This is a genomic window from Flavonifractor sp. An52 (assembly GCF_002159385.1).
Taxonomy (GTDB): Bacteria; Bacillota; Clostridia; order Oscillospirales; family Oscillospiraceae; genus Flavonifractor; species Flavonifractor avicola.
In genome coordinates, this window is the sequence record NZ_NFIB01000001.1 from 67051 (window position 1) to 87715 (window position 20665).

18 protein-coding genes are annotated in these 20665 nt (G+C 60.2%); 11 read left to right on the forward strand and 7 right to left on the reverse strand.

Going from position 1 to position 20665, the window contains the following annotated elements:
• Positions 1 to 27 precede the first annotated feature (27 nt).
• The 4 genes from B5G06_RS00350 to B5G06_RS00365 form a co-directional block, all read right to left on the reverse strand.
• Positions 28 to 840 carry an energy-coupling factor transporter transmembrane component T family protein gene (locus tag B5G06_RS00350; protein ID WP_087187129.1) on the reverse strand — a complete coding sequence of 271 codons (813 nt, stop codon included), beginning with the start codon at positions 838 to 840 and terminating at the stop codon, positions 28 to 30.
• A complete protein-coding gene (locus B5G06_RS00355) occupies positions 841 to 1704 on the reverse strand; it encodes an energy-coupling factor transporter ATPase (RefSeq protein WP_087187130.1) in 864 nt (287 codons plus the stop codon). It lies immediately after the preceding gene.
• 198 nt (positions 1705 to 1902) lie between these two features.
• Positions 1903 to 2763 (reverse strand): energy-coupling factor transporter ATPase, encoded by an 861-nt coding sequence (locus B5G06_RS00360; RefSeq protein ID WP_087187131.1) that lies wholly within the window; start codon positions 2761 to 2763, stop codon positions 1903 to 1905.
• A gap of 12 nt (positions 2764 to 2775) precedes the next feature.
• Entirely contained in the window at positions 2776 to 3639 is an 864-nt protein-coding gene (locus B5G06_RS00365) for a class I SAM-dependent methyltransferase (RefSeq protein WP_087187132.1), read from the reverse strand.
• Positions 3640 to 3778: 139 nt separating this feature from the next.
• On the opposite strand from B5G06_RS00365, the gene B5G06_RS00370 reads away from it, so the two are divergent.
• The 7 genes from B5G06_RS00370 (at position 3779) to B5G06_RS00400 (ending at position 12393) form a co-directional block, all read left to right on the forward strand.
• Positions 3779 to 4474, forward strand: coding sequence for a hypothetical protein (locus B5G06_RS00370; RefSeq protein ID WP_087187133.1), 696 nt, complete (start codon positions 3779 to 3781; stop codon positions 4472 to 4474).
• A 156-nt stretch (positions 4475 to 4630) separates the two neighbouring features.
• The gene (locus tag B5G06_RS00375; protein ID WP_204220703.1) at positions 4631 to 7009 is read left to right on the forward strand and encodes a phosphoketolase family protein; all 2379 of its coding nucleotides are present in this window, start codon (positions 4631 to 4633) and stop codon (positions 7007 to 7009) included.
• A 68-nt stretch (positions 7010 to 7077) separates the two neighbouring features.
• Positions 7078 to 7461: a metal-dependent transcriptional regulator gene (locus B5G06_RS00380; RefSeq protein ID WP_087187135.1), complete on the forward strand. Its 384-nt coding sequence runs from the start codon at positions 7078 to 7080 to the stop codon at positions 7459 to 7461.
• Between the two features lie 227 nt (positions 7462 to 7688).
• Positions 7689 to 8135 carry a hypothetical protein gene (locus tag B5G06_RS00385; RefSeq protein WP_087187136.1) on the forward strand — a complete coding sequence of 149 codons (447 nt, stop codon included), beginning with the start codon at positions 7689 to 7691 and terminating at the stop codon, positions 8133 to 8135.
• 250 nt (positions 8136 to 8385) lie between these two features.
• Complete coding sequence (locus tag B5G06_RS00390) at positions 8386 to 10527, forward strand: ATP-dependent helicase (protein ID WP_087187137.1); 2142 nt, start codon at positions 8386 to 8388, stop codon at positions 10525 to 10527.
• 157 nt (positions 10528 to 10684) lie between these two features.
• Positions 10685 to 10924: a hypothetical protein gene (locus B5G06_RS00395; protein WP_087187138.1), complete on the forward strand. Its 240-nt coding sequence runs from the start codon at positions 10685 to 10687 to the stop codon at positions 10922 to 10924.
• Positions 10925 to 10995: 71 nt separating this feature from the next.
• Positions 10996 to 12393, forward strand: coding sequence for an MATE family efflux transporter (locus B5G06_RS00400; protein ID WP_087187139.1), 1398 nt, complete (start codon positions 10996 to 10998; stop codon positions 12391 to 12393).
• 39 nt (positions 12394 to 12432) lie between these two features.
• Here B5G06_RS00400 and B5G06_RS00405 read toward each other — a convergent pair whose 3' ends face one another.
• Positions 12433 to 13260 carry a TrmH family RNA methyltransferase gene (locus tag B5G06_RS00405; protein WP_087187140.1) on the reverse strand — a complete coding sequence of 276 codons (828 nt, stop codon included), beginning with the start codon at positions 13258 to 13260 and terminating at the stop codon, positions 12433 to 12435.
• A gap of 226 nt (positions 13261 to 13486) precedes the next feature.
• On the opposite strand from B5G06_RS00405, the gene B5G06_RS00410 reads away from it, so the two are divergent.
• Complete coding sequence (locus tag B5G06_RS00410; RefSeq protein ID WP_087187141.1) at positions 13487 to 14188, forward strand: zinc ribbon domain-containing protein; 702 nt, start codon at positions 13487 to 13489, stop codon at positions 14186 to 14188.
• Between the two features lie 44 nt (positions 14189 to 14232).
• Here B5G06_RS00410 and B5G06_RS00415 read toward each other — a convergent pair whose 3' ends face one another.
• On the reverse strand, positions 14233 to 14793 hold the full coding sequence (locus B5G06_RS00415) for a TetR/AcrR family transcriptional regulator (RefSeq protein ID WP_087187142.1): 561 nt from the start codon (positions 14791 to 14793) through the stop codon (positions 14233 to 14235).
• Between the two features lie 38 nt (positions 14794 to 14831).
• Positions 14832 to 15284, reverse strand: coding sequence for a zinc ribbon domain-containing protein (locus tag B5G06_RS00420; RefSeq protein ID WP_158094642.1), 453 nt, complete (start codon positions 15282 to 15284; stop codon positions 14832 to 14834).
• Between the two features lie 225 nt (positions 15285 to 15509).
• Here B5G06_RS00420 and B5G06_RS00425 point away from each other — a divergent pair, with 225 nt between their 5' ends.
• The 3 genes from B5G06_RS00425 (at position 15510) to iorA (ending at position 20663) form a co-directional block, all read left to right on the forward strand.
• Positions 15510 to 17147 carry a class I adenylate-forming enzyme family protein gene (locus tag B5G06_RS00425; protein ID WP_087187144.1) on the forward strand — a complete coding sequence of 546 codons (1638 nt, stop codon included), beginning with the start codon at positions 15510 to 15512 and terminating at the stop codon, positions 17145 to 17147.
• 42 nt (positions 17148 to 17189) lie between these two features.
• Positions 17190 to 18767 (forward strand): sodium:solute symporter family protein, encoded by a 1578-nt coding sequence (locus B5G06_RS00430; RefSeq protein WP_087187207.1) that lies wholly within the window; start codon positions 17190 to 17192, stop codon positions 18765 to 18767.
• 153 nt (positions 18768 to 18920) lie between these two features.
• The gene (gene iorA / locus B5G06_RS00435) at positions 18921 to 20663 is read left to right on the forward strand and encodes an indolepyruvate ferredoxin oxidoreductase subunit alpha (protein ID WP_087187145.1); all 1743 of its coding nucleotides are present in this window, start codon (positions 18921 to 18923) and stop codon (positions 20661 to 20663) included.
• Positions 20664 to 20665 lie beyond the last annotated feature (2 nt).

The following is a 20665-nucleotide window of genomic DNA, read 5'->3' on the forward strand; positions in this document are numbered from 1 at the left end:
TTAAATTTTGGTAAAAATTGTGGTCCCTTACCAACCGTAGTGGGCCAGCACACCGATACCCACGCACAGAGCCACCGACAGCAGCAGGGAGAGAATGTCCACACCCTTCATCTTCAGCTGGCGCAGGCGGGTGCGTCCGCTGCCGCCGTGGTAGCACCGGCACTCCATGGCTACCGCCAGCTCGTCGGCCCGGCGGAAAGCGGAAATAAACAGGGGCACCAGCAGGGGCACCAGGGCGCGGGCCTTGCGGATCAGGTTGCCGCTGTCGAAATCGGCGCCTCTGGCCTTCTGAGCGGACATGATCTTGTCGGTCTCCTCAATGAGGGTGGGGATGAACCGCAGGGCAATGGACATCATCATGGCCAGCTCATGGATGGGGACCCGGATCACCTTCAGGGGGCTGAGCAGTTTCTCCAGGCCGTCGGTGAGCATGATGGGTGAGGTGGTGTAGGTCAGCAGGAAGGTGCAGGTGATGAGCATCATAATCCGCAGGATCATGAACACCGCCGCCCGGATGCCCTCCGCATAGATGGTAAACACCCACCAGGACACCAGCGGTTCCCCCTCACCGGGAGTAAAGAACAGGTTCAGAATGGCGGTGATGAGGATGATGATGAAGATGGGCTTCATGCCCCGAAGAATGCTCTTGAGCCCCACCTTGGAAATGGCGATAAGGGCGGCCAGCAGCACCAGCAAAATGGCGTAGGTCACCACATTGGCGGCCAGAAACAGGGCTACGATATAGGCAATGGTGCCAATCAGCTTGGTGCGGGGATCCAGCCGGTGGATGATGGTCTTGCCCGGGAAATACTGGCCCAGGGTAATGTCTTTCAGCGCCATTTACACCACCGCCTTTCCCAGTTTGGCCAGAATCGCGTCTCTGGCCTGCTGGATGGTGTACACCGAGGGGTCGATGTCCACCCCCATGGCACGCAGCCGGTGGAACACCCGGGTCATGGCGGGCACACCCAGTCCCATACGCTCCAGTTCGTCCCCGTGGGCGAATACCTCCCGGGGAGCGCCGGAGAAGGGAATCTTGCCGTCGTTGACCACCACGATGCGGTCCACCGTCCGGGCCATCTCCTCCATAGAATGGGAGACGATGATGATGGTGGCATTCTTGGCCACATGGTAGTCGTGGATGTTGCCCAGAATGGACTCCACGCCCACCGGGTCCAGACCGGCGGTGGGCTCGTCCAGAATAAGCACCGAGGGCTCCATGGCAATGACGCCAGCAATAGCAACCCGGCGCTTCTGGCCGCCGGAGAGCTCAAAGGGAGACTTCTCCAGAGTCTCCTCCTTCAGGCCCACGAACTGGGCGGCCTGCCGCACCCGGCGGTCGATCTCGTCTGGCTCCAGCCCCATGTTGCCGGGGCCGAAGGCGATATCCTTATAAACGGTTTCCTCAAAGAGCTGATACTCGGGGTACTGGAACACCAGGCCCACCTGGAAGCGGGTCTGGCGGGTACGCTCCTTGCTCTCCCAGATGTCCTTGCCCTCAAAGAGCACTCTGCCCGAGGTGGGCTTCAACAGGCCGTTGAGGTGCTGGATCAGGGTAGATTTGCCCGAGCCGGTGTGGCCAATGATGCCCAGGTACTCCCCGCGGTAGGCGGTGAAGTCCACATCCACCAGGGCCCCGTGCTCAAAGGGGGTGCCGGCGGAATAGATATGACTCAGGCGCTCCGTCTGAATAATCGGTTCCAATTTGCTTCAGTCCTTTATCACAATGGTGCATTCCTCTTAGGGTGCATCTGATAAGTCGGGGTGCCCGAAATTTCAAGCAAAAATTTTGTCAGGCAACGAACTTTTATGCAGGAATCCTGGGCGGATTTCAAATAAAAATTCGGAAGCATGGCGAAATTTGGGCTGAAAGGGCGGGTGCCAGGACTTTTCAGATACACCCTACAAGGTAACGCCCTGGTTCAGCAGCTGATACAATTCCTGGGCGCACTCCTCGTCGCTGAGGGCATCCAGGGAGACGTCCACCCCTGCCTTTCGCAGCTCCCACAGAAGCTCGGTGGTCTCGGGGACGGTGAGGCCCACTTCCTTCAGTGCCTCCACCTGCTTGAATACCTCACGGGGGGCACCGTCGGCAATGACCTTGCCCTTGGACATAACCACCAGACGGTCGGCCTGGGCGGCCTCGTCCATGTGGTGGGTGATGAGTACCACCGTCACCCCGGAAGTGCGGTTGAGTTCCTTGATGGTTTTCAGCACCTCGGAACGGCCAATGGGGTCCAGCATGGCGGTGGGCTCGTCCAGCACGATGCACCGGGGCTGCATGGCGATGACGCCGGCGATGGCCACCCGCTGCTTCTGACCGCCGGAGAGCAGATGGGGGGCGTGCTCCCGGTACTCATACATCCCCACCGCCTTCAGGGCGTCGTCCACCCGGCGGCGGATCTCCTCCGGGGGTACTCCAAGATTCTCCGGAGCGAAGGCCACGTCCTCCTCCACCACGTTGGCAACGATCTGGTTGTCCGGGTTCTGGAACACCATGCCCACGGTACGCCGGATATCCATCAGTTTTTCCTCGTCGGCGGTATCCATACCGTCCACATAAACCTTGCCGCCGGTGGGCAGCAAAATGGCGTTCATATGCTTGGCCAGGGTGGATTTCCCCGAGCCGTTGTGGCCCAGCACCGCCACGAAGGTGCCCTCCTCAATCTGGAGGTCCACCCCGTCCAGCACCACCGGGGAGGGTCCCTCCTCCTCGTCGTAGCGGAAGCGCAGGTCCTTTGTTTCAAGAATGGCTTGTCCCATAGCGTCTCCTTCTTAGTCGCAGATCCATCGTCCGGTAGCGCCGCAGGGCAGCGCCAGGCCGGTAGCGGTTACCGGCAGACCCAGCTCCTGGCTCTCAGTATGGCCGCCGTGCTTCCGGGCCACCAGTGTCTCCAGCAGGTAGGTGAGTACCGAGGGGGCAAGGCCGGTGGTATAAGAGTTAATGAGGAAGAACAGGGGGTTGTCCGACAGCACCCCGGTCACCAGCTCCACAAAGGGGAACAGGTTCTCCTCCAGCTTCCAGATCTCGCCGGAGGGACCCCGTCCATAGGAGGGCGGGTCCATAATGACGGCATCGTACTTCCGTCCCCGGCGGATCTCCCGCTCCACAAATTTGCCGCAGTCATCCACGATCCAGCGGATGGGGGCTTCGGTGAGGCCGGAAGAGGCAGCGTTCTCCCGGGCCCAGCTCACCATACCCTTGGCAGCGTCCACGTGGCACACACTGGCGCCCGCCGCGGCACAGGCCACGGTGGCCCCGCCGGTGTAGGCAAACAGGTTGAGCACATTCACCGGCCGGCCGGCGGAGCGGATACGCTCCATGGCAAAGTCCCAGTTGGCAGCCTGCTCGGGGAACAGGCCGGTGTGCTTGAAGTTCATGGGCTTAATATTAAAGGTAAGCTCCTCATAGCCCAGCGTCCACCGCTCGGGCAGGGCCTTTTTCACCCAGCGCCCGCCGCCGGTGGAGGACCGCTGGTACCGGGCGTCGTACCGGTTCCAGCCGGGATGCCGCCCTTCGGGGCGCCAAATAGCCTGGGGATCCGGGCGCACCAGAGTAAACTTGCCCCAGCGCTCCAAACGCTCTCCCCCGCCGCAGTCCAGCAGCTCATAATCTTTCCATCCGTCAGAGACCCACATAGTCATCCTCCCGGTCATTGTTGTCATAATCATCCTATTATATCATTCTACCCCTGTCGAGTCAACGAAAAGAGCGGATTGTGTTATGGAGAAAACTGTGTTAAAATAGGCATGAATTTGTGGAAATGAGGTGTCCCCTATGAGCGCCACAGAGCTTCAGTTTCGTACCGCCACCTTCGGCGGTTTCCAGAAGCAGGATGTGCTGAGTTATATTGAATCCTCCAACCAGACCCACTTGGAAAAGCTGGCCCAGCTTCAGCGGGAGCGGGATGAGCTGGCGGCCGAAAAGGAGGAGCTGGCGGCGCAGGCCGGGCAGGCCAAAGAGCAGGCTGAGACGCTGGCCAAAGAAAAGGAGGCCCTGACTGCCCAGCTGGATGAGGCACGCAAAGAAGCGGACGCGCTGCGGGCCCAGCTGACTCAGGTCCGTGGAGAGGCCGAGCAGACCGCCGCCCAGCTGACTGACGCCAATGCCCGCCTGGCTCAGGCCGAGCGCGACGCCGCCGCCTACCAGCAGGTAAAGGACCGCACCGCCGGCATCGAACTCGAGGCCCACTGCCGGGCTCAGGAGGTGCAACAGGAGGCGGAGGAAAAGGTCCGTCGGGCCCACACCGAGGTCACTCAGTGGCTCCATAAGGTGCAGGCAGGCTATGACCTGCTGCGCTCGGATATGGACGGGGCCATCTCCCGCACCGGTCAGGAGCTGGACAAGCTGCACCAGATGCTGGAGCAGCTGTCCTCCAACTTCAGCAGTCAGGACGAGCACCTGCGCAAGCTGGCTCAGGACTGCGCGGATCAATTTGCGCCCCCCGCGCCCCTGCCCCTGGACGAGAAATAAAAACCCCGCCGCGCGGGCATGGGGGCTGTTGCAGTCTGCTGCAACAGCCCCTTCTGTTGTCCGGCGGCGTCAGTCTGTTTTTTGTGGAAGGAGTGCATCCCTTTGGCAAAATCCTCCGGACCCCGCACCAAAGTTACAGTCAAAACATCGGCCCGTATGTCCAAAAAAGGTCCGCTCAGCCCTGAGGCTCTGCGGAAACTGGACGCCTGGTGGCGGGCCTCCAATTACCTGGCCGCCGGCCAGCTCTATCTGCGGGACAATCCCCTGCTTCGTACTCCTCTGAAGCCGGAGCATCTGAAGCACACCCCGGTGGGACACTGGGGCACGGTACCAGGCCAGAACTTTATCTATACTCACCTCAACCGGGTCATCACCAAATACGACCTGAATATGATCTACGTCTGCGGCCCCGGCCACGGTGGTTCCGCCGTACTGGCCCAGACCTATCTGGAGGGCACCTACAGCGAAGTCTACCCCAACGTAAGCCAGGATGAGGAGGGAATGCGCAAGCTCTTCCAGCAGTTCTCCTTCCCTGGCGGCGTGGGCAGCCACTGTGCCCCAGACACCCCCGGCTCCATCAACGAGGGCGGCGAGCTGGGTTACTCTCTGGCCCACGCCTTTGGCGCCGTCATGGACAACCCGGACCTGATCGCCGCCTGCGTGGTGGGCGACGGCGAGGCCGAGACCGCCCCTCTGGCTGCCGCCTGGCACGGCAACAAGTTCCTGGACCCGGTGGGAGACGGGGCGGTGCTCCCCATTCTGCACCTCAACGGCTACAAGAACGCCACCCCCTCCCTCTTCGCCCGTATCTCCGCCGAGGAGGTGGAGGACTTCTTCAAGGGCTGCGGCTGGACCCCCCGTTTCGTGGAGGGGGACGACCCGGCCCAAATGCACCAGAAGATGGCGGCCGCCCTGGATTGGGCAGTGCGTGAGATCCAGCGCATCCAGGAGAGCGCCCGTTCCTTCGGGGAAACCGAGCGTCCCCGTTGGCCCATGGTGGTGTTTCGTTCTCCCAAGGGCTGGACCTGTCCCAAAGAGGCGGATGGGGTAGCCCTGGAGGGCACCAGCCGGGTCCACCAGCTGCCTCTGGCGGTGGACGATGCCCACCCGGAGCGCTTGCCGCTTCTGGAGGAGTGGCTGCGCTCCTATCATCCGGAGGAACTCTTTGACGAAGCGGGGGCACCCATCCCTGCTCTGCGGGCTATGGCTCCCCAGGGAGAACGGCGAATGGGCTCCAACCCCCACGCCAACGGCGGTCTGCTGCTGCGTGACCTGCGCACCCCCGATTTCTCCAAATACGCGGTGGCCGTCCCTGCCCCCGGCGAGGCGGAGGCCGAGGACATGGCCGAGCTGGGCAAGTACGTCAAGGACGTGCTCAAGCTGAACCAGAAGGCCAAAAACTTCCGTATCTTCTCCCCGGACGAAACCATGAGCAACAAGCTGTGGGCCGCCCTGGAGGCCAGTGACCGCCGGTGGAATGCCGACCGGCTGCCCTCCGATGAGGGACTGTCCCCCAGCGGGCGCATCCTGGACGGGATGCTGTCCGAGCATATGTGCCAGGGCTGGCTGGAGGGCTATCTGCTCACCGGCCGTCACGGTTTCCTCAACAGCTATGAGGCCTTTATCCGCATCGTGGACTCCATGGTGAGCCAGTATGCCAAGTGGCTCAAGGTGGCCGGTCCCCTGCCCTGGCGGCAGGACATCGCCTCCCTCAACTATGTGCTGTCCTCCAACGTGTGGCAGCAGGATCAGAACGGCTTCACCCACCAGGACCCCGGTTTCCTGGACCATGTGGCCAACAAGAAGGCGGACGTGGTGCGGCTCTACCTGCCCCCCGATGCCAACTGCCTGCTGTCCTGCTTCGACCACTGTATCAAGAGCCGCAACTACATCAATGTGCTGGTGACCTCCAAGCACCCCCGGCCCCAGTGGCTCACCATGGATGAGGCCATCAAGCACTGCACCCACGGCATTGGCATCTGGCAGTGGGCCTCCAACGACCAGGGGGCCGAGCCTGACGCAGTGCTGGCCTGCTGCGGCGAGACGCCCACACTGGAGACCCTGGCTGCCGTCACCATCCTGCGGCGCTATCTGCCCGAGCTGAAGGTGCGGGTGGTCAACGTGGTGGACCTGATGAAGCTGCAGCCCCACACCGAGCACCCCCACGGCCTCACCGACGAGGACTACGACGTGCTCTTCACCACCGACAAGCCCATTATCTTTGCCTTCCACGGCTACGCCTCCCTGGTCCATGAGCTGACCTACCGGCGGCACAACAAGAACCTTCACGTCCGGGGCTATAAGGAAGAGGGCGGCCTCACCACCCCCTTTGATATGCGGGTGCAGAACAACATCGACCGCTTCGACCTGGTTATCGACACCGTCAAGCGGCTGCCCCAGCTGGGTAACCGTGGCGCCTTCCTCATCCAGCTGATGAAGGACAAGCTGGTGGAACACCGGCAGTACATTACCGCCCACGGCCAGGATATGCCCGAGATTCGGGACTGGAGATGGAACGGCGGCGCAGGGATCTGATCCACCTTGCCAAAGGGCCCGTTCTGTGCTAATCTTATAGAAATAGTATGGATGGGAAGGAATCTGTCATGAATATCTACGAATCCTCCGAAAACTACCTGGAAGCCATCCTCAGTCTCCGCCAGCGGCACGGTACGGTTCGCTCCATCGACATCGCCAATGAACTTCACTTCTCCAAGCCCAGCGTCAGCGTGGCTATGAAGAAGCTGCGGGAGAGCGGCTATATCGAGATGGACAAGGACGGGCTCATTTCCCTCCTCCCCGCCGGGGAGGAGATCGCCAGGCGGATCTACGAGCGCCACCAGTTGCTCACCCAGTTTTTTACCTTCCTGGGTGTCAGCCCCGAGGTGGCCGCCGCCGACGCCTGCAAGGTGGAGCACGATCTCAGCGACGAGACCTTCCAGAAGATCAAGGAGCACGCCCTGGGCAAGGGCGGGGTCTCCCAGCTGTAACTGTACCACTGTTATCTTGCCATTTTAAATATTTATCTATTGTATGAAAGCCACATCATTCATTTTTAACTTTCCATACAAGAGAAGTGCATTTAACAAGTCATATGCATTGGTTTTAAATATTATCATTGAGCAGATTTCGCAGCAAACTCGTTTTTATAAACTATTTTGTGCGTCAATTTCCTGATGTTAGTATCATTTTATCATGGTTGTTAAGGAGGCGTTTTATGCAAATAATGATTATTGTTTTAGCCATTACCGCTATTGTGGCAATAATTATGTTAGTGAAATGCCCACCTTTAGCTTTAGGTTATTTATACTGTGTAGTAGTTGGGCTCATCATGGCTACTGTTTTTCTATCTCCTTATATTAGTAAGCCTGACGATATATTCTTTTGTGTAACCCTAGGCGCCGGTTTAGGTGCCGTATTTGGACTGTTATTTGCTTCAATCATCAACGATGATAATAGCATTGGATCAATTATTGCAACTGCTATTTTTTTACCTATTCTGATGCTTATCGTTGGGTTTATCCTTGTAATGGCTCTTGCTTTTTTCTTTACTATATTAAGCATAAGTAACTCTGAACTATTTTCCATCCTTTCCATAGTGGGTCTGATCGCAGCACTTGGCGGAGGAGGCGGTAGCGTAATTGTCATACTGATCGATAATTGATAATGTCACACTGCGCAATACTAGAATAATGTTTAAGCGACATTATTCTATAATACCCTTTATACTGCATACTGCAAGGTGGAGCACGACCTCAGCGACGAGACCTTCCAGAAGATCAAGGAGCACGCTCTGGGCAACGGCGGGCTCTCCCAGCCCTAAGTGCCCCCTATCCCCTGTCATTCTGAAAAAATGGCCGCCAATGGCGGCCATTTTTCGTGGGAATCCTTCATCTGCCACAGGAGAAACAAGTATGACCTTTGCCCAATTCAAAAAAGCCTACGGTCTGTGCCTGGATAAGCAGCAGGAGGCCGCCGTTCAGGCTGTGGACGGCCCAGTGCTGCTGCTGGCGGTGCCCGGCAGCGGCAAAACCACCGTACTGGTGAGCCGCATCGGCTATCTGGTGCTGGGCCTGGGTGTGGACCCTCGGTCCATCCTCACCATGACTTACACCGTCTCCGCCGCCCGGGATATGCGCCAGCGCTTTGCCTCCTTCTTTGGCCCCGAGCTGGCGGAACGGCTGTCCTTCCGCACCATCAACGGGGTATGTTCCTCCATCATCCGCCGGTGCGAGCAGCTGGTGGACCAGAAGGCCTTCGATCTGCTGGAGGACACCGGGCGGCAGGCCGCCCTCATCGGGGAGATCTGCCGTAATCTCACCCAGGAATACGCCCCGGAGGCCACCATCAAGGCCATTCAAACTGCCATCACCTATGTAAAAAACCATCTTCCCGGCCAGATCGATCTGAACGACGTTGAGGTGGAGGGGGTGGAATTTCCCGCTGTCTATAAGGCCTACAACCAAGCTCTGCGGCAGCGGCGGCTCATGGACTACGACGATCAGCTGGGCTATGCGTATCAAATTCTGCGCCGCTACCCTCAAATCCTTCAGGAGTGGCAGCGCCGCTACCCCTACCTGTGTGTGGATGAGGCACAGGATACCTCCCAAATCCAGCACGCCATCATCCGCCTGCTGGCGGGGAATCAGGTACAGCTCTTCATGGTGGGGGACGAGGACCAGAGCATCTATGGCTTCCGGGCCGCCTGTCCCCAGGCTCTCCACGCCTTTGAGAACACCTATCCAGGTGCTCAGGTGCTGCTGCTGGAGCAGAATTACCGCTCCACCCGCCAGATCGTGGCGGCGGCGGACAAATTCATCCGGCTCAACACCCAGCGCCGCCCCAAGACCATGCACGCCGCCGGAGGGGACGGCCCGGCCATCCGGCAGGTAGAGGTGTACGACCGGCAGCGGCAGTATCAGTATCTGGCCAAGGTGGCGGAGAACTGCGATCAGGAGACGGCGGTGCTCTACCGGGACAACGACAGCGCCCTCCCCCTCATGGACCTGCTGGAGCGCTCCGGTACCCCCTATCGCTGCCGCCAGGTGGACAGCGGCTTTTTCACCCACCGGGTGGTGCGGGATGTGACCAACATCATCCGACTGGCCCAGAACCCCTGGAACGGAGAGCTGTTCCTGGACCTATATTACAAGCTGGGGGCGGGCATCAGCCGTGCCGCCGCCCAGGAGGCAGTCAGCCAGTGTTCCCCCACCGGGGAGACCCTGCTGGAATATCTGGCGGGCTGCTCCACCCTCTCTCCCTGGAGCCGCAAGCAGTGTAAAGCTCTTCAGACTCACATGAATAACCTGCTGGAGGAGCGGGCAGACAAGGCGGTATACCGCATCGTCCACTTCATGGGTTACGGGGCCTACCTGGAAGACCGGGGGGCAGACAACAGCAAGCTGCCCATTCTGGAGGCTCTGGGGGCCAACGAGCCCACCCCCGCCGGACTGCTTCAGCGGCTGGATGAATTGGAGGAGGTGGTACGCCGGGGCTCAGCCCACCCGGACTGTCCCTTCATTCTGTCTACCATCCACTCCAGCAAGGGGCTGGAGTACGACCGGGTGATTTTGATGGACGTGGCCGACGGTCTGCTGCCCAAGCTGCCTCCCACACCCAAGGAGGACGAGACCGAGGAGGAAATCAATCAGCGGGAGGAGGAGCGGCGGCTCTTCTATGTGGGCATGACCCGGGCCCGCCGGGAGCTGTGGGTCATGCGCTTCCGCAAGCCGGAGCTGGCCTCCAGCTTTTCCTCCTTCCTCTTCCCCGATCAGCAGTTCCAGAAGAAGAAGTCCCCTGTCCGCAAAAGTCCCGACCCGGCGGTGCTGTCCGCCCAACTGGCCGCCGCCGCCAAGGACTACATCCCCGGCGCCCGGGTGCGCCACGCCCGCTATGGTCCCGGCCTGCTCACCACCCGGGAGGGGGACCGGATCACCGTCCGCTTTGACGACGGCACGGTAAAGCCCTTCTCTCTCCCAACCGCCCTGGGCATGGGCCAGTTCACCCTGGAGGGCCACCGGCTGCCGTCTGGAGACTATGGTCAGATTGATGATTGACCGTCCAAAATTCAGGGCGCTATTTTTGTGGAAAACCACCTTTGAATGTCCCCATCCCATAAGTTATAATAAAAATACAACGTGTAGCTATCATCGGCGTAAATCCGGTTGATATCTGCACGTTGTTTCTTTTATACACTGAATGGGCGGAACTTATATGAAACGGATCAAAGCGGCGTGTGTTTGCCAGACCCTGCACTTTCAGCTGAAAGAAGGCGTGGAACACAACTTTGCGGTAGAGTCGGTCCGTCAGGAAGTAGCCTACTACAAAAGGCAGTTGGAGCGGAACGGCACCCAATATAAGATTTTGGAGGAGAATACGCTGCCCGACGGCTCCATCCTGCTGAAGATTATAAAGCAGTACAATCAAAGCCCGGTGGGCGATTATCTGAATTAAGAAAAGCGTGTGGCCAACGGCGTAAATCCAGCACTGGCCACACACTTTCTTTTGTTGGGAGGTCATTTGAAATGGAACAGGAACAGCGCTCCAATTCCTTCCTGGTCACCGACTCCATCGGGTCTTTGATGGCCCGGTACGCCGTGCCCTGCGTCATATCCTTGCTGGTAGCGGCCCTGTACAACATCGTGGACCAGATCTTCATCGCCAACGCGTCCTATCTGGGCTCCTACGGTAACGCCGCCAACACGGTGGTGTTTCCCCTGACGGTGGTAGCCCTGGCCATCGCCGTGCTCATCGGCGACGGCTGCTGTGCTCTGGTCAGCATCTGCCTGGGGGCCGGCGAGCACAAGCGGGCGGGCAGCAGCGTCGGCAACGCCGTGGTGCTCAGCCTGGCCGCCGGTCTGATCCTCACCGCCCTCTACCTTCTCTTCCAGGACCCTATCCTCACCATGTTCGGCGGGCGGGTCAACGAGGAGACCTTCCTCCACTCCAGGGAGTATTTCTTCTACATCACCCTGGGCGTACCCTTCTATCTGTTCGGTCAGGCCATGAACCCCATCATCCGCTCCGACGGCAGCCCCCGGTTTGCCATGGCCTCCACCCTGGCGGGAGCGGTGGTCAACCTGATCCTGGACCCGGTGTTCATCTTCGGCTTTCAGTGGGGCATGATGGGAGCCGCCGTGGCTACCGTACTGGGCCAGATCCTCACCGCCGCTCTGGCCGTGTGGTATCTGTGCCATATGAAGGCGGTATCCCTGAACCGAAGCTGCTTCGCCCTCCAGTGGAACGTCATCGCAAAGTTTCTCTCCCTGGGGGTATGCAGCCTGCTGTCCCAGATCTCTCTGGTGGCAGCCATGGCTGCTATTAACAACATGATCCGGCAATACGGTGCCCTGGACCCCATCTTCGGCCAGACCCAGTACGCCCAGATCCCCATGGCAGTGGTTGGTATCGTCATGAAGTTCTTCCAGATCGTCATCTCCATCGCCGTGGGGCTTGCCGCCGGGTGCATCCCCATTGTGGGCTACAACATCGGCGCCGGGCGGAAGGACCGGGCCAGGAACCTCTTTACCCACCTGCTGCTGGCCGAGGCGGCAGTAGGCGCGGTAGCCCTGCTCATTGTGGAGCTCCTCCCCACTCAGCTCATCGCCATCTTCGGTGCCGCCAATGAGAGCAGCTATTACACCGATTTTGCCGTTAAGTCCTTCCGCATCTACCTGTGCATGATGATCCTGGCCTGCGTCAACAAGGGCACCTTCATCTACCTCCAGTCCCTGGGCAAGGCCCTGGCCTCCACTGCCCTCTCCATGATCCGTGAGGTGGTATTCGGCGTGGGCTTCGCCCTGCTGCTTCCCCGCTTTTTCGGCTTGGACGGCGTGCTCTACTCCATGCCGGTATCTGACCTGCTGACCTTTCTCATTGCAGTCGTACTCATCCGGTCCACCTACCGGACCCTCAGGGCCTGAAAAAACGCCTGTGACAAGCGTCACAGGCGTTTTTGATTCTTACCGGGCCCGCAGCTCCCAGAACGCTACGGCACTGGCCGCCGCCACGTTGAGGGAGTCCACCCCGTGGGACATGGGGATGCACACGGTGTAGTCGCAGGCGGCGATGGTGTGATCCGACAGGCCGTCCCCCTCGGTACCCAGCACGATGGCCAGCTTGTCCTCCTGCCGCAGGCGTGGGTCCTCAATGCTGATGGCAGTATCGCTGAGGGCCATGGCCACTGTCTTAAAGCCCAGAGCATTCAGGCGGCTCAGCCCCGGCTTGGGCCACTGGGAGGGGTCGTCCCCGATGCGGGTCCAGGGGATCTGGAATACGGTGCCCATACTCACACGGGCCGCCCGGCGGTACAGGGGGTCGCAGCAGGTAGGGGTAACCAGCACCGCGTCCATGTGGAGGGCGGCAGCGGAACGGAAGATGGCCCCCACGTTGGTGGAATCCACAATACCCTCCAGCACCGCCACCCGCCGGGCACCTGCGCACAGCTCCTCCACTGTGGGCAGCACCGGCCGCCGCATGGCGCACAGCACACCCCGGGTCACCTCATAGCCGGTGAGACCCTCCAACACTTCCCGGTCGGCGGTGTAGAGGGGCAGGTCACCGCACCGGGCCACCACCTCTTTGGCGGGCCCGTCGATCTTCTTGCGCTCCATCAGCAGAGACAGGGGCTCATACCCGGCGTCCAGGGCCCGCAGGATCACCTTGGGGCTCTCGGCGATGAAGATGCCCTTCTCCGGCTCCAGCCGGTTGCGCAGCTGGGCCTCGGTAAGCCGGGCGTAGCAGTCCAGCTGAGGATCGGAATAGTCGGTGATCTCAATAATGTTGGCCATGGTGTCTCTTCTCCTGCCTTCTCTTCACCCTTCATTCAGAAGGTTGTTCTCTCTTGGTACAGAGTTATTTTTTATTATACCGCACCCGCTCGCCTGTGGCAACGCACATTCTTCCGGCACGGTCTTTCTGCAAATCTTCTTCTAGCTATTTACAAAATTCGTCAAAGTGTTTAAAATAAGGATACTCCCATCGGGAGGACTAAGAGAGAGAGCAGGAGGTCATATCATGTTCTGTAAGTATTGCGGTCGTCAGATCGCAGACGGCAGTCTGTTTTGTCCAGGCTGTGGAAACCAGTTGAATTCCGCGCAGGAAACACCGCCCCAGGCTGGGGCTTCCTCCTACCAGCAGACTCCCCCTACCCAGCAAACACCCCCCAGCCAGCCCGGCAGTTATCCCAACTACACTCCCACTACGCCCCCGCCTGTCGGCGGCTACCGTCCCAACGGCGGCTACCAGAGCCCCAGCAGCGTCTCCGCTTTCAACGGTTATCCCATGAAATGGTATAAATTTTTAATTTATTTTTCGCTGTTTGCATCTTGTGTGGGTGGTGTGATTTCCGGTATCCTTTTAATAGCCGGAAAAGCTTATGGAGAAGAGTCGGAGTTAATTTATCTCTTCTTCGGTGAATTGCGGATCGTTGATTTGCTTAGCGGAATTGTTATGATCGCGCTGGGTGTAATGGCCATTTTTGTCCGGCAAAAATTGGTTCAGTTTCGGAAAGATGCCCCTTCCTACTTGCTTATATTTTTAAGTATTAGCACCGCACATTCAGCTGCCCGTCTGATTTTGACAGCCGCGTTGGCTGGCGACATCTTCTTTTCCTCTTCGCTTGCAGGTTCGTATGTATTGGGACTTGTACTCTCCGTATTGATGATTGCACTTAACAACGTCTACTTCAAAAAGCGCGCTTCCCTGTTTGTCAACTGATTTGCACAAAAAAGCCGGATGGCATGGCCATCCGGCTTTTTTCTTTAATAGAGTACCCGGCGGACCACCGCCAGCAGGGGTTCGCAATCCTCCTCCCCCCGCAGCAGGGCGGTAATCAGCATGGAAAATACCAGCTCTACAAATCCTTCCGGGGTCAGGCGGCTGTCAAATACCGACTGGTTGACCTGTCCGTCCTCCCGGAGCATCCGGCACAGGGACTCCCGCAGCTGGCCCTGAACCCGTTCCATCATCCGGCGGCCCTCCACCTTGCCTTCCCCGGTGGTAAAGCCCATGGCATGGAGGGTCAGAAATCCCTGATAACGGCGGTTTCCCTCCTGTATACTGTCATGCAGCCACTGGATTACCTTGCAAAAACGCTCCTCCCCCGTCAGATCCTCCGGTACATGGAAAAGTTCCTGCCATACGCTCTCCACCGTGGCCGCCACCAGCTCTGTCTTGGAGGGAAAATAGTTGTACAGCGATCCCACGGACACGCCACAGCGTACCGCTACCGAGCGCATATGGATGGCTGACCACCCCTTCTCCTGAAGCATCAGGCGGCTGGCCTCCAGGATCTCGTCCCGGGAAATCACCGCATTCCGCATCAGACTCACCTCTCTCTTTGATCACCGGTCCGGCGGCATTACTCCAGCCGTGTCCCACAGGTGGCGCAGAACAGGCTGTCCCCATCTACCGGGCTGCCGCACTTGGGACATACCCGTCCGCTTTCGGCGGCAGGCGGCTCCATCTTGGCACCGCAGCCGCCGCAGAAGGCGGAATCCGGTCCCACCTCTGCCCCGCACTCCGGGCAGATGCGAATGCCCTTGATCTGGCGGATCTGGGCCTGATACTGGGCAATCTGGGCATAGGCGGCCCGGATTCCTTCAATTTGAGCGGCATATTCATAGTCCGGGTCGTTCTGGTGCCGGTCATAGCAGGCCTGCCCCAGCTCCCGCAGCAGGGCTGCTGCCTGCCGCTCCTGCTCGGCAATGGCTCCGTTGAGCCGGGTCACCTCCGTAAAGTTCTTGGTGTGCTTGGCCACTCCCTGCCCTGCATCGGACAGCCGCTTGCCGATCCCATCCAAAAACTGAGACATACTCATGCTCCTTTCTCCCCACCTCCAGGTGGGGCCTGGATTTGATTTCCCTCACAATATAACATAGCCGCCCCTCTTTTTCAACCGGAGCAAACTGTCCTGTTCCCTCTTGACTTTTTCGCTTTAAAGCAGTAAAATACACAACGATACAATTTCCAGTTGGAAAAACATCCGCCTCCCCTCCCCCGCTGTGCGGAACCGGGAGGCGCAAAGGAGTCAGCTGTCATGGTTATCACAGACTTTCTGGAGCGCAACGCCCGGCTGTACCGGGACGAGCCCGCCCTGGTGGAGATCAACCCCTCGGAGGAGCGGGACAAGGCCACCACCTGGCGGGAGTTCAGCCTCATCGAGCGCAACCGTCCCGACGAGCCCTACCGCCGGGAGATCACCTGGGGCCAGTTTGACAAGAAGGCCAACCGCTTTGCCAACCTGCTGCTCAGCCGGGGACTGAAGCGGGGCACCAAGGTAGGTATCCTGCTGATGAACTGCCTGGAGTGGCTGCCGGTGTATTTCGGCATCCTGAAGGCGGGCTGTCTGGCCGTCCCCATGAACTTCCGCTATTCCTCCGACGAGATCCGCTACTGCCTGGATCTGGCCGATGTGGAGGCGCTGGTGTTCGGCCCTGAGTTCATCGACCGGCTGGAGCCCATCCTTCCCGACCTGGGCCGGGTGCGCCAGTGGTTCTATGTGGGCAACCACACCCCCGCCTTCGCTGAAAGTTATCGGGAGCTTGTCATGTACTGCACCATTGAGCCCCCTCCGGTCCATCTGGAGCTGAGCGATCTGGCGGCCATCTACTTCTCCTCGGGTACCACCGGCTTCCCCAAGGCCATTCTACATAATCACAAGGCCCTGCTCTCCTCCTGCCTCACCGAGCAGCACCACCACGGCCAGACCCATGAGGACGTATTCCTGTGCATTCCGCCCCTGTACCACACCGGCGCCAAGATGCACTGGTTCGGCTCCCTGGCCAGCGGCGGCAAGGCGGTATTGCTGCGAGGGGTGTCCCCGGAGTGGATCCTCCGAACGGTCACCGAGGAAAAGTGTACCATCGTGTGGCTGCTGGTACCCTGGGCCCAGGACATCCTGGATGCCATCGACAGCGGCCGGGTCAATCTGGACGACTACCTGCTGGACCAGTGGCGGCTCATGCACATCGGCGCTCAGCCGGTACCGCCCAGCCTGATCCACCGGTGGAAGAAGTTCTTCCCCCACCACCAGTACGACACCAACTACGGTCTGTCCGAGTCCATCGGTCCCGGCTGCGTCCATCTGGGGGTGGAGAACATCGACAAGGTGGGCGCCATCGGCAAGCCGGGCTATCTGTGGGCCGCCAAGGTGGTGGACGAGCACGGTGTGGAGGTGCCCCAGGGCCAGGTGGGCGAGCTTATCGTCTGCGGCCCCGGCGTGATGCAGTGCTACTACAAAAACCCGGAGGCCACCGCCGAGGTCCTTAAGGGCGACTGGCTGTACACCGGCGACATGGCCGAGGTGGATGAGGACGGCTTTATCTATCTGGTGGACCGGAAGAAAGACGTGGTCATCTCCGGCGGCGAGAACCTGTACCCGGTGCAGATCGAGGACTTCCTGCGGAAGTTCGACAAGCTGAAGGACGTGGCGGTTATCGGCCTGCCCGATCCCCGGCTGGGCGAGATCGCCGCCGCCATTGTGGAGGTGAAGGAGGGTGTCTCCTGCACCGAAGAGGAGATCAACGCATTCTGTCAGGAGCTGCCCCGGTACAAGCGGCCCCGGAAGATCATCTTCGACCATGTACCCCGCAACCCCACCGGCAAGATCGAAAAGCCGGTGCTGCGTGAGAAATACTGCCACGGCCGTCTGGTGGAGGCACAGATCTCCAACTGATCCAGTCCGCCGGGCAGCAAGGAGTGTTCCCCTGTGACCGATATGCTCATCAAAGTATCTCTAGTTGTCCTGTTTTTCGCCGTCATGGTGGGCATCGGGCTGTACTGCCGCCGCCACACCACCAACGTCAACGGCTTCGTGCTGGGAGGCCGGTCGGTGGGCCCCTGGCTCACCGCCTTCGCCTATGGCACCAGCTACTTCTCCGCCGTGGTCTTTGTGGGCTACGCCGGCCAGTTCGGCTGGCGCTTCGGCATCGCCGCCACCTGGGCAGGCTTGGGCAACGCCTTTCTGGGCTCCCTGCTGGCCTGGGTGGTGCTGGGCCGCCGCACCCGCATTATGACCCAGCACCTGGACAGCGCCACTATGCCCGAGTTCTTCGGCCGCCGCTTTGACAGCAGCAGGCTGAAGATCACCGCCTCCGTCATCATCTTTATCTTCCTCATCCCCTACACCGCCAGCCTGTACAACGGCCTGTCCCGGCTCTTCGCCATGGCCTTCGACATCGACTACGCCGTGTGCGTGGTAGTAATGGCGGTGCTCACCGGGGTATATGTCATCGCCGGAGGCTATATGGCCACCGCCATCAACGACTTCATCCAGGGCATTATCATGATCTTCGGTATCATCGCCGTCATCGCTGCGGTGCTCAACACCCAGGGCGGTCTCACCGGAGCCCTGGACGCCCTGGCCCGGGTCAGCGACCCTGCCGTGTCCGATACCCCCGGCGTGTTCGCCTCCTTCTTCGGCCCCGACCTGCCCAGCCTCATGGGCGTGGTGGTGCTCACCAGCCTGGGCACCTGGGGCCTGCCCCAGATGGTGCAGAAGTTCTACGCCATTAAAAGCGAGTCGGCCATCACCAAGGGCACTGTGATCTCTACGGCCTTTGCCCTGGTGGTGGCGGGAGGCTGCTACTTCCTGGGTGGCTTCGGGCGGCTCTTCTCCACCCCGGAGACGGTGGCCGCTCAAGGCTACGACTCCATCATCCCCGCCATGCTCTCCGGTCTGCCCTCCATCCTCATTGCGGTGGTGGTCATTCTGGTGCTCTCCGCCTCCATGTCCACCCTGTCCTCCCTGGTGCTGGCCTCCAGCTCCACCCTCACCCTGGACTTCATCAAGGACAACCTCATCAAGGACATGGATGAGAAGCGGCAGGTCCGCTGGATGCGGGCCCTGGTGGTGGTGTTCATCGCCATTTCCGTGGTACTGGCCATTGTTCAGTACCGGTCCAACCTGACCTTCATTGCCCAGCTTATGGGCGTGTCCTGGGGCGCACTGGCCGGGGCCTTCCTGGCTCCCTTCCTCTACGGACTGTACTGGAAGCGCACCACCAAGGCCGCCTGCGCCGTATGTTTCCTCTTCTCTACCGTGGTCATGCTGGCCAACATCTTCGCCGGGGCCTGGTTCCCGCCGGTACTTCAGTCCCCCATCAACTGCGGCGCCTTCTGTATGCTGGCAGGCCTGATCATCGTACCGGTGGTCAGCCTGTTTACCCCCGCCCCCGGCTCCGGCCGGGTGAAGGAGATCTTCTCCTGCTATGAGCGCACCGTCACCGTGGCAGTCACCGACTCCATCGGTCCCAGGGACGATCTGGCAGAGGAAGGTCCTGTAAAAAAGATTTGACTTTACCGACAAAAAGTGATAAAGTAATACCGTTCAAATTTGCGAGAACGGAACCAGGTAGAGGCCGTTTCGCCGGAAAATCGTCGTCCTCTGCATCCGATGCAGAGGACGTTTTTTATTTTCCGATAGCCTCTGGAAAAGGAGAAATGCACCATGAAAACCCTGATGCTCGGCAACGAAGCCGTGGCCCGGGGCCTCTATGAGGCAGGCTGCGCCGTTGTCTCCAGCTACCCAGGCACCCCCAGCACCGAAATCACCGAGGCAGTAGCCAAGTTCCCCGAGGTGTACGCCGAATGGGCCCCCAACGAGAAGGTGGCCATGGAGACCGCCTTCGGCGCCTGTCTGGCGGGCAAGCGGTCCTTCTGCGGTATGAAGCACGTTGGCCTCAACGTGGCCGCCGATCCCCTGTTCACCATCGCCTATACCGGCGTCAACGCCGGTATGATTATCGCTGTGGCCGACGACGCCGGGATGCACTCCTCTCAGAACGAGCAGGACTCCCGCCACTACGCCCGCTCGGCCAAGCTGCCCATGCTGGAGCCCGCCGACTCCGCCGAGGCTCTGGCCTTCACCAAGGCGGCCTATGAGCTGTCCGAGCAGTTCGATACCCCGGTGCTCCTCAAGATGTGCACCCGTGTGTCCCACTCCCAGAGCGTGGTGGAGACCGGAGAGCGGGTAGAGCCTCCCGCCCGGCCCTACGAGAAGACCCCCGCCAAGTACATCATGATGCCCGGCTATGCCAAGCTGCGCCACCCGGTGGTGGAGCAGCGCACCCAGGCCCTGGCCGACTGGGCGGAGAGCTGCCCCTTCAACCGGGTCGAGGCAGGCACCGACCACAGCATGGGTATCCTCACCTCCTCTACCAGCTACCAGTATGTAAAGGAAGTGGTGGGAGACAAGTACCCCGTCCTCAAGCTGGGCATGGTGTGGCCCCTGCCCTCCAAGCTAATCCGGGACTTCGCCGCCGGCGTGGACAAGCTGGTGGTGGTGGAGGAGCTGGACGGCTTCCTGGAGACCTGGTGCCGGGAGCTGGGCCTGGATGTAGAGGGCAAGGCCTCCTTCTCCCTCATCGACGAGCTCAGCCAAAATAAGGTGGCCGCCAAGCTGGGTACCGAACCTGAGGCGGGCAAAACCCTGGAGACCGACATCCCCAACCGTCCCCCCGTCATGTGCGCCGGCTGCCCCCACCGTGGTCTGTTTTACACCCTCAACAAGATGAAGCTCACCGTGCTGGGCGACATCGGCTGCTATACTCTGGGCGCGGTGGCTCCCCTGTCCGCCATTGACTCCACCATCTGCATGGGGGCCTCGGTGTCCGGCATCCACGGCTTCCTGAAGGCCTCCGGCGGCCAGATGGACGGCAAGACGGTGGCGGTCATCGGCGACTCCACCTTCATGCACTCGGGCATCACCGGCCTGGTCAACATCGCCTACAACGAGTCCAACGCCACCGTTATCATTCTGGACAACTCCATCACCGGCATGACCGGCCATCAACAGAACCCCACCACCGGCTTCAACCTGAAGGGAGACCCCTGCACCAAGATCGACCTGGAGTCCCTGTGCAAGGCCGTGGGTATCCGCCGGGTGCGGGTGGTGGACCCCTACGACCTGAGCCAGTGCGAGCAGGTCATCAAGGAGGAGCTGGCCGCCCCCGAGGCATCGGTGGTTATCTCCCGCCGTCCCTGCGCCCTGCTGAAATACGTCAAGCACAAGGCGCCCCTGACGGTAGACACTGGCAAATGCGTGGGCTGCAAGGCCTGCATGAAGATCGGATGCCCCGCCATTTCGGTGACGGACGGCAAGGCCGGGGTGGACGCCACCCTGTGCGTGGGCTGCGGCGTGTGCCAGCAGCTGTGTAAGTTTGACGCCCTCCAGACGGGTGAGGAGGTGTGAAC

What these genes read in the sequence shown, in the direction of transcription:
- B5G06_RS00415 (WP_087187142.1), bottom strand. Translation starts at nt 14,793, where the DNA reads ATGCGGAATGCGGTGATTTCCCGGGACGAGATCCTGGAGGCCAGCCGC.
- B5G06_RS00350 (WP_087187129.1), bottom strand. Translation starts at nt 840, where the DNA reads ATGGCGCTGAAAGACATTACCCTGGGCCAGTATTTCCCGGGCAAGACC.
- B5G06_RS00360 (WP_087187131.1), bottom strand. Translation starts at nt 2,763, where the DNA reads ATGGGACAAGCCATTCTTGAAACAAAGGACCTGCGCTTCCGCTACGAC.
- B5G06_RS00405 (WP_087187140.1), bottom strand. Translation starts at nt 13,260, where the DNA reads ATGGCCAACATTATTGAGATCACCGACTATTCCGATCCTCAGCTGGAC.
- B5G06_RS00370 (WP_087187133.1), top strand. Translation starts at nt 3,779, where the DNA reads ATGAGCGCCACAGAGCTTCAGTTTCGTACCGCCACCTTCGGCGGTTTC.
- B5G06_RS00420 (WP_158094642.1), bottom strand. Translation starts at nt 15,284, where the DNA reads ATGTCTCAGTTTTTGGATGGGATCGGCAAGCGGCTGTCCGATGCAGGG.
- B5G06_RS00430 (WP_087187207.1), top strand. Translation starts at nt 17,190, where the DNA reads ATGCTCATCAAAGTATCTCTAGTTGTCCTGTTTTTCGCCGTCATGGTG.
- B5G06_RS00400 (WP_087187139.1), top strand. Translation starts at nt 10,996, where the DNA reads ATGGAACAGGAACAGCGCTCCAATTCCTTCCTGGTCACCGACTCCATC.
- B5G06_RS00375 (WP_204220703.1), top strand. Translation starts at nt 4,631, where the DNA reads ATGTCCAAAAAAGGTCCGCTCAGCCCTGAGGCTCTGCGGAAACTGGAC.
- B5G06_RS00410 (WP_087187141.1), top strand. Translation starts at nt 13,487, where the DNA reads ATGTTCTGTAAGTATTGCGGTCGTCAGATCGCAGACGGCAGTCTGTTT.
- B5G06_RS00425 (WP_087187144.1), top strand. Translation starts at nt 15,510, where the DNA reads ATGGTTATCACAGACTTTCTGGAGCGCAACGCCCGGCTGTACCGGGAC.
- B5G06_RS00380 (WP_087187135.1), top strand. Translation starts at nt 7,078, where the DNA reads ATGAATATCTACGAATCCTCCGAAAACTACCTGGAAGCCATCCTCAGT.
- B5G06_RS00365 (WP_087187132.1), bottom strand. Translation starts at nt 3,639, where the DNA reads ATGTGGGTCTCTGACGGATGGAAAGATTATGAGCTGCTGGACTGCGGC.
- iorA (WP_087187145.1), top strand. Translation starts at nt 18,921, where the DNA reads ATGAAAACCCTGATGCTCGGCAACGAAGCCGTGGCCCGGGGCCTCTAT.
- B5G06_RS00395 (WP_087187138.1), top strand. Translation starts at nt 10,685, where the DNA reads ATGAAACGGATCAAAGCGGCGTGTGTTTGCCAGACCCTGCACTTTCAG.
- B5G06_RS00390 (WP_087187137.1), top strand. Translation starts at nt 8,386, where the DNA reads ATGACCTTTGCCCAATTCAAAAAAGCCTACGGTCTGTGCCTGGATAAG.
- B5G06_RS00385 (WP_087187136.1), top strand. Translation starts at nt 7,689, where the DNA reads ATGCAAATAATGATTATTGTTTTAGCCATTACCGCTATTGTGGCAATA.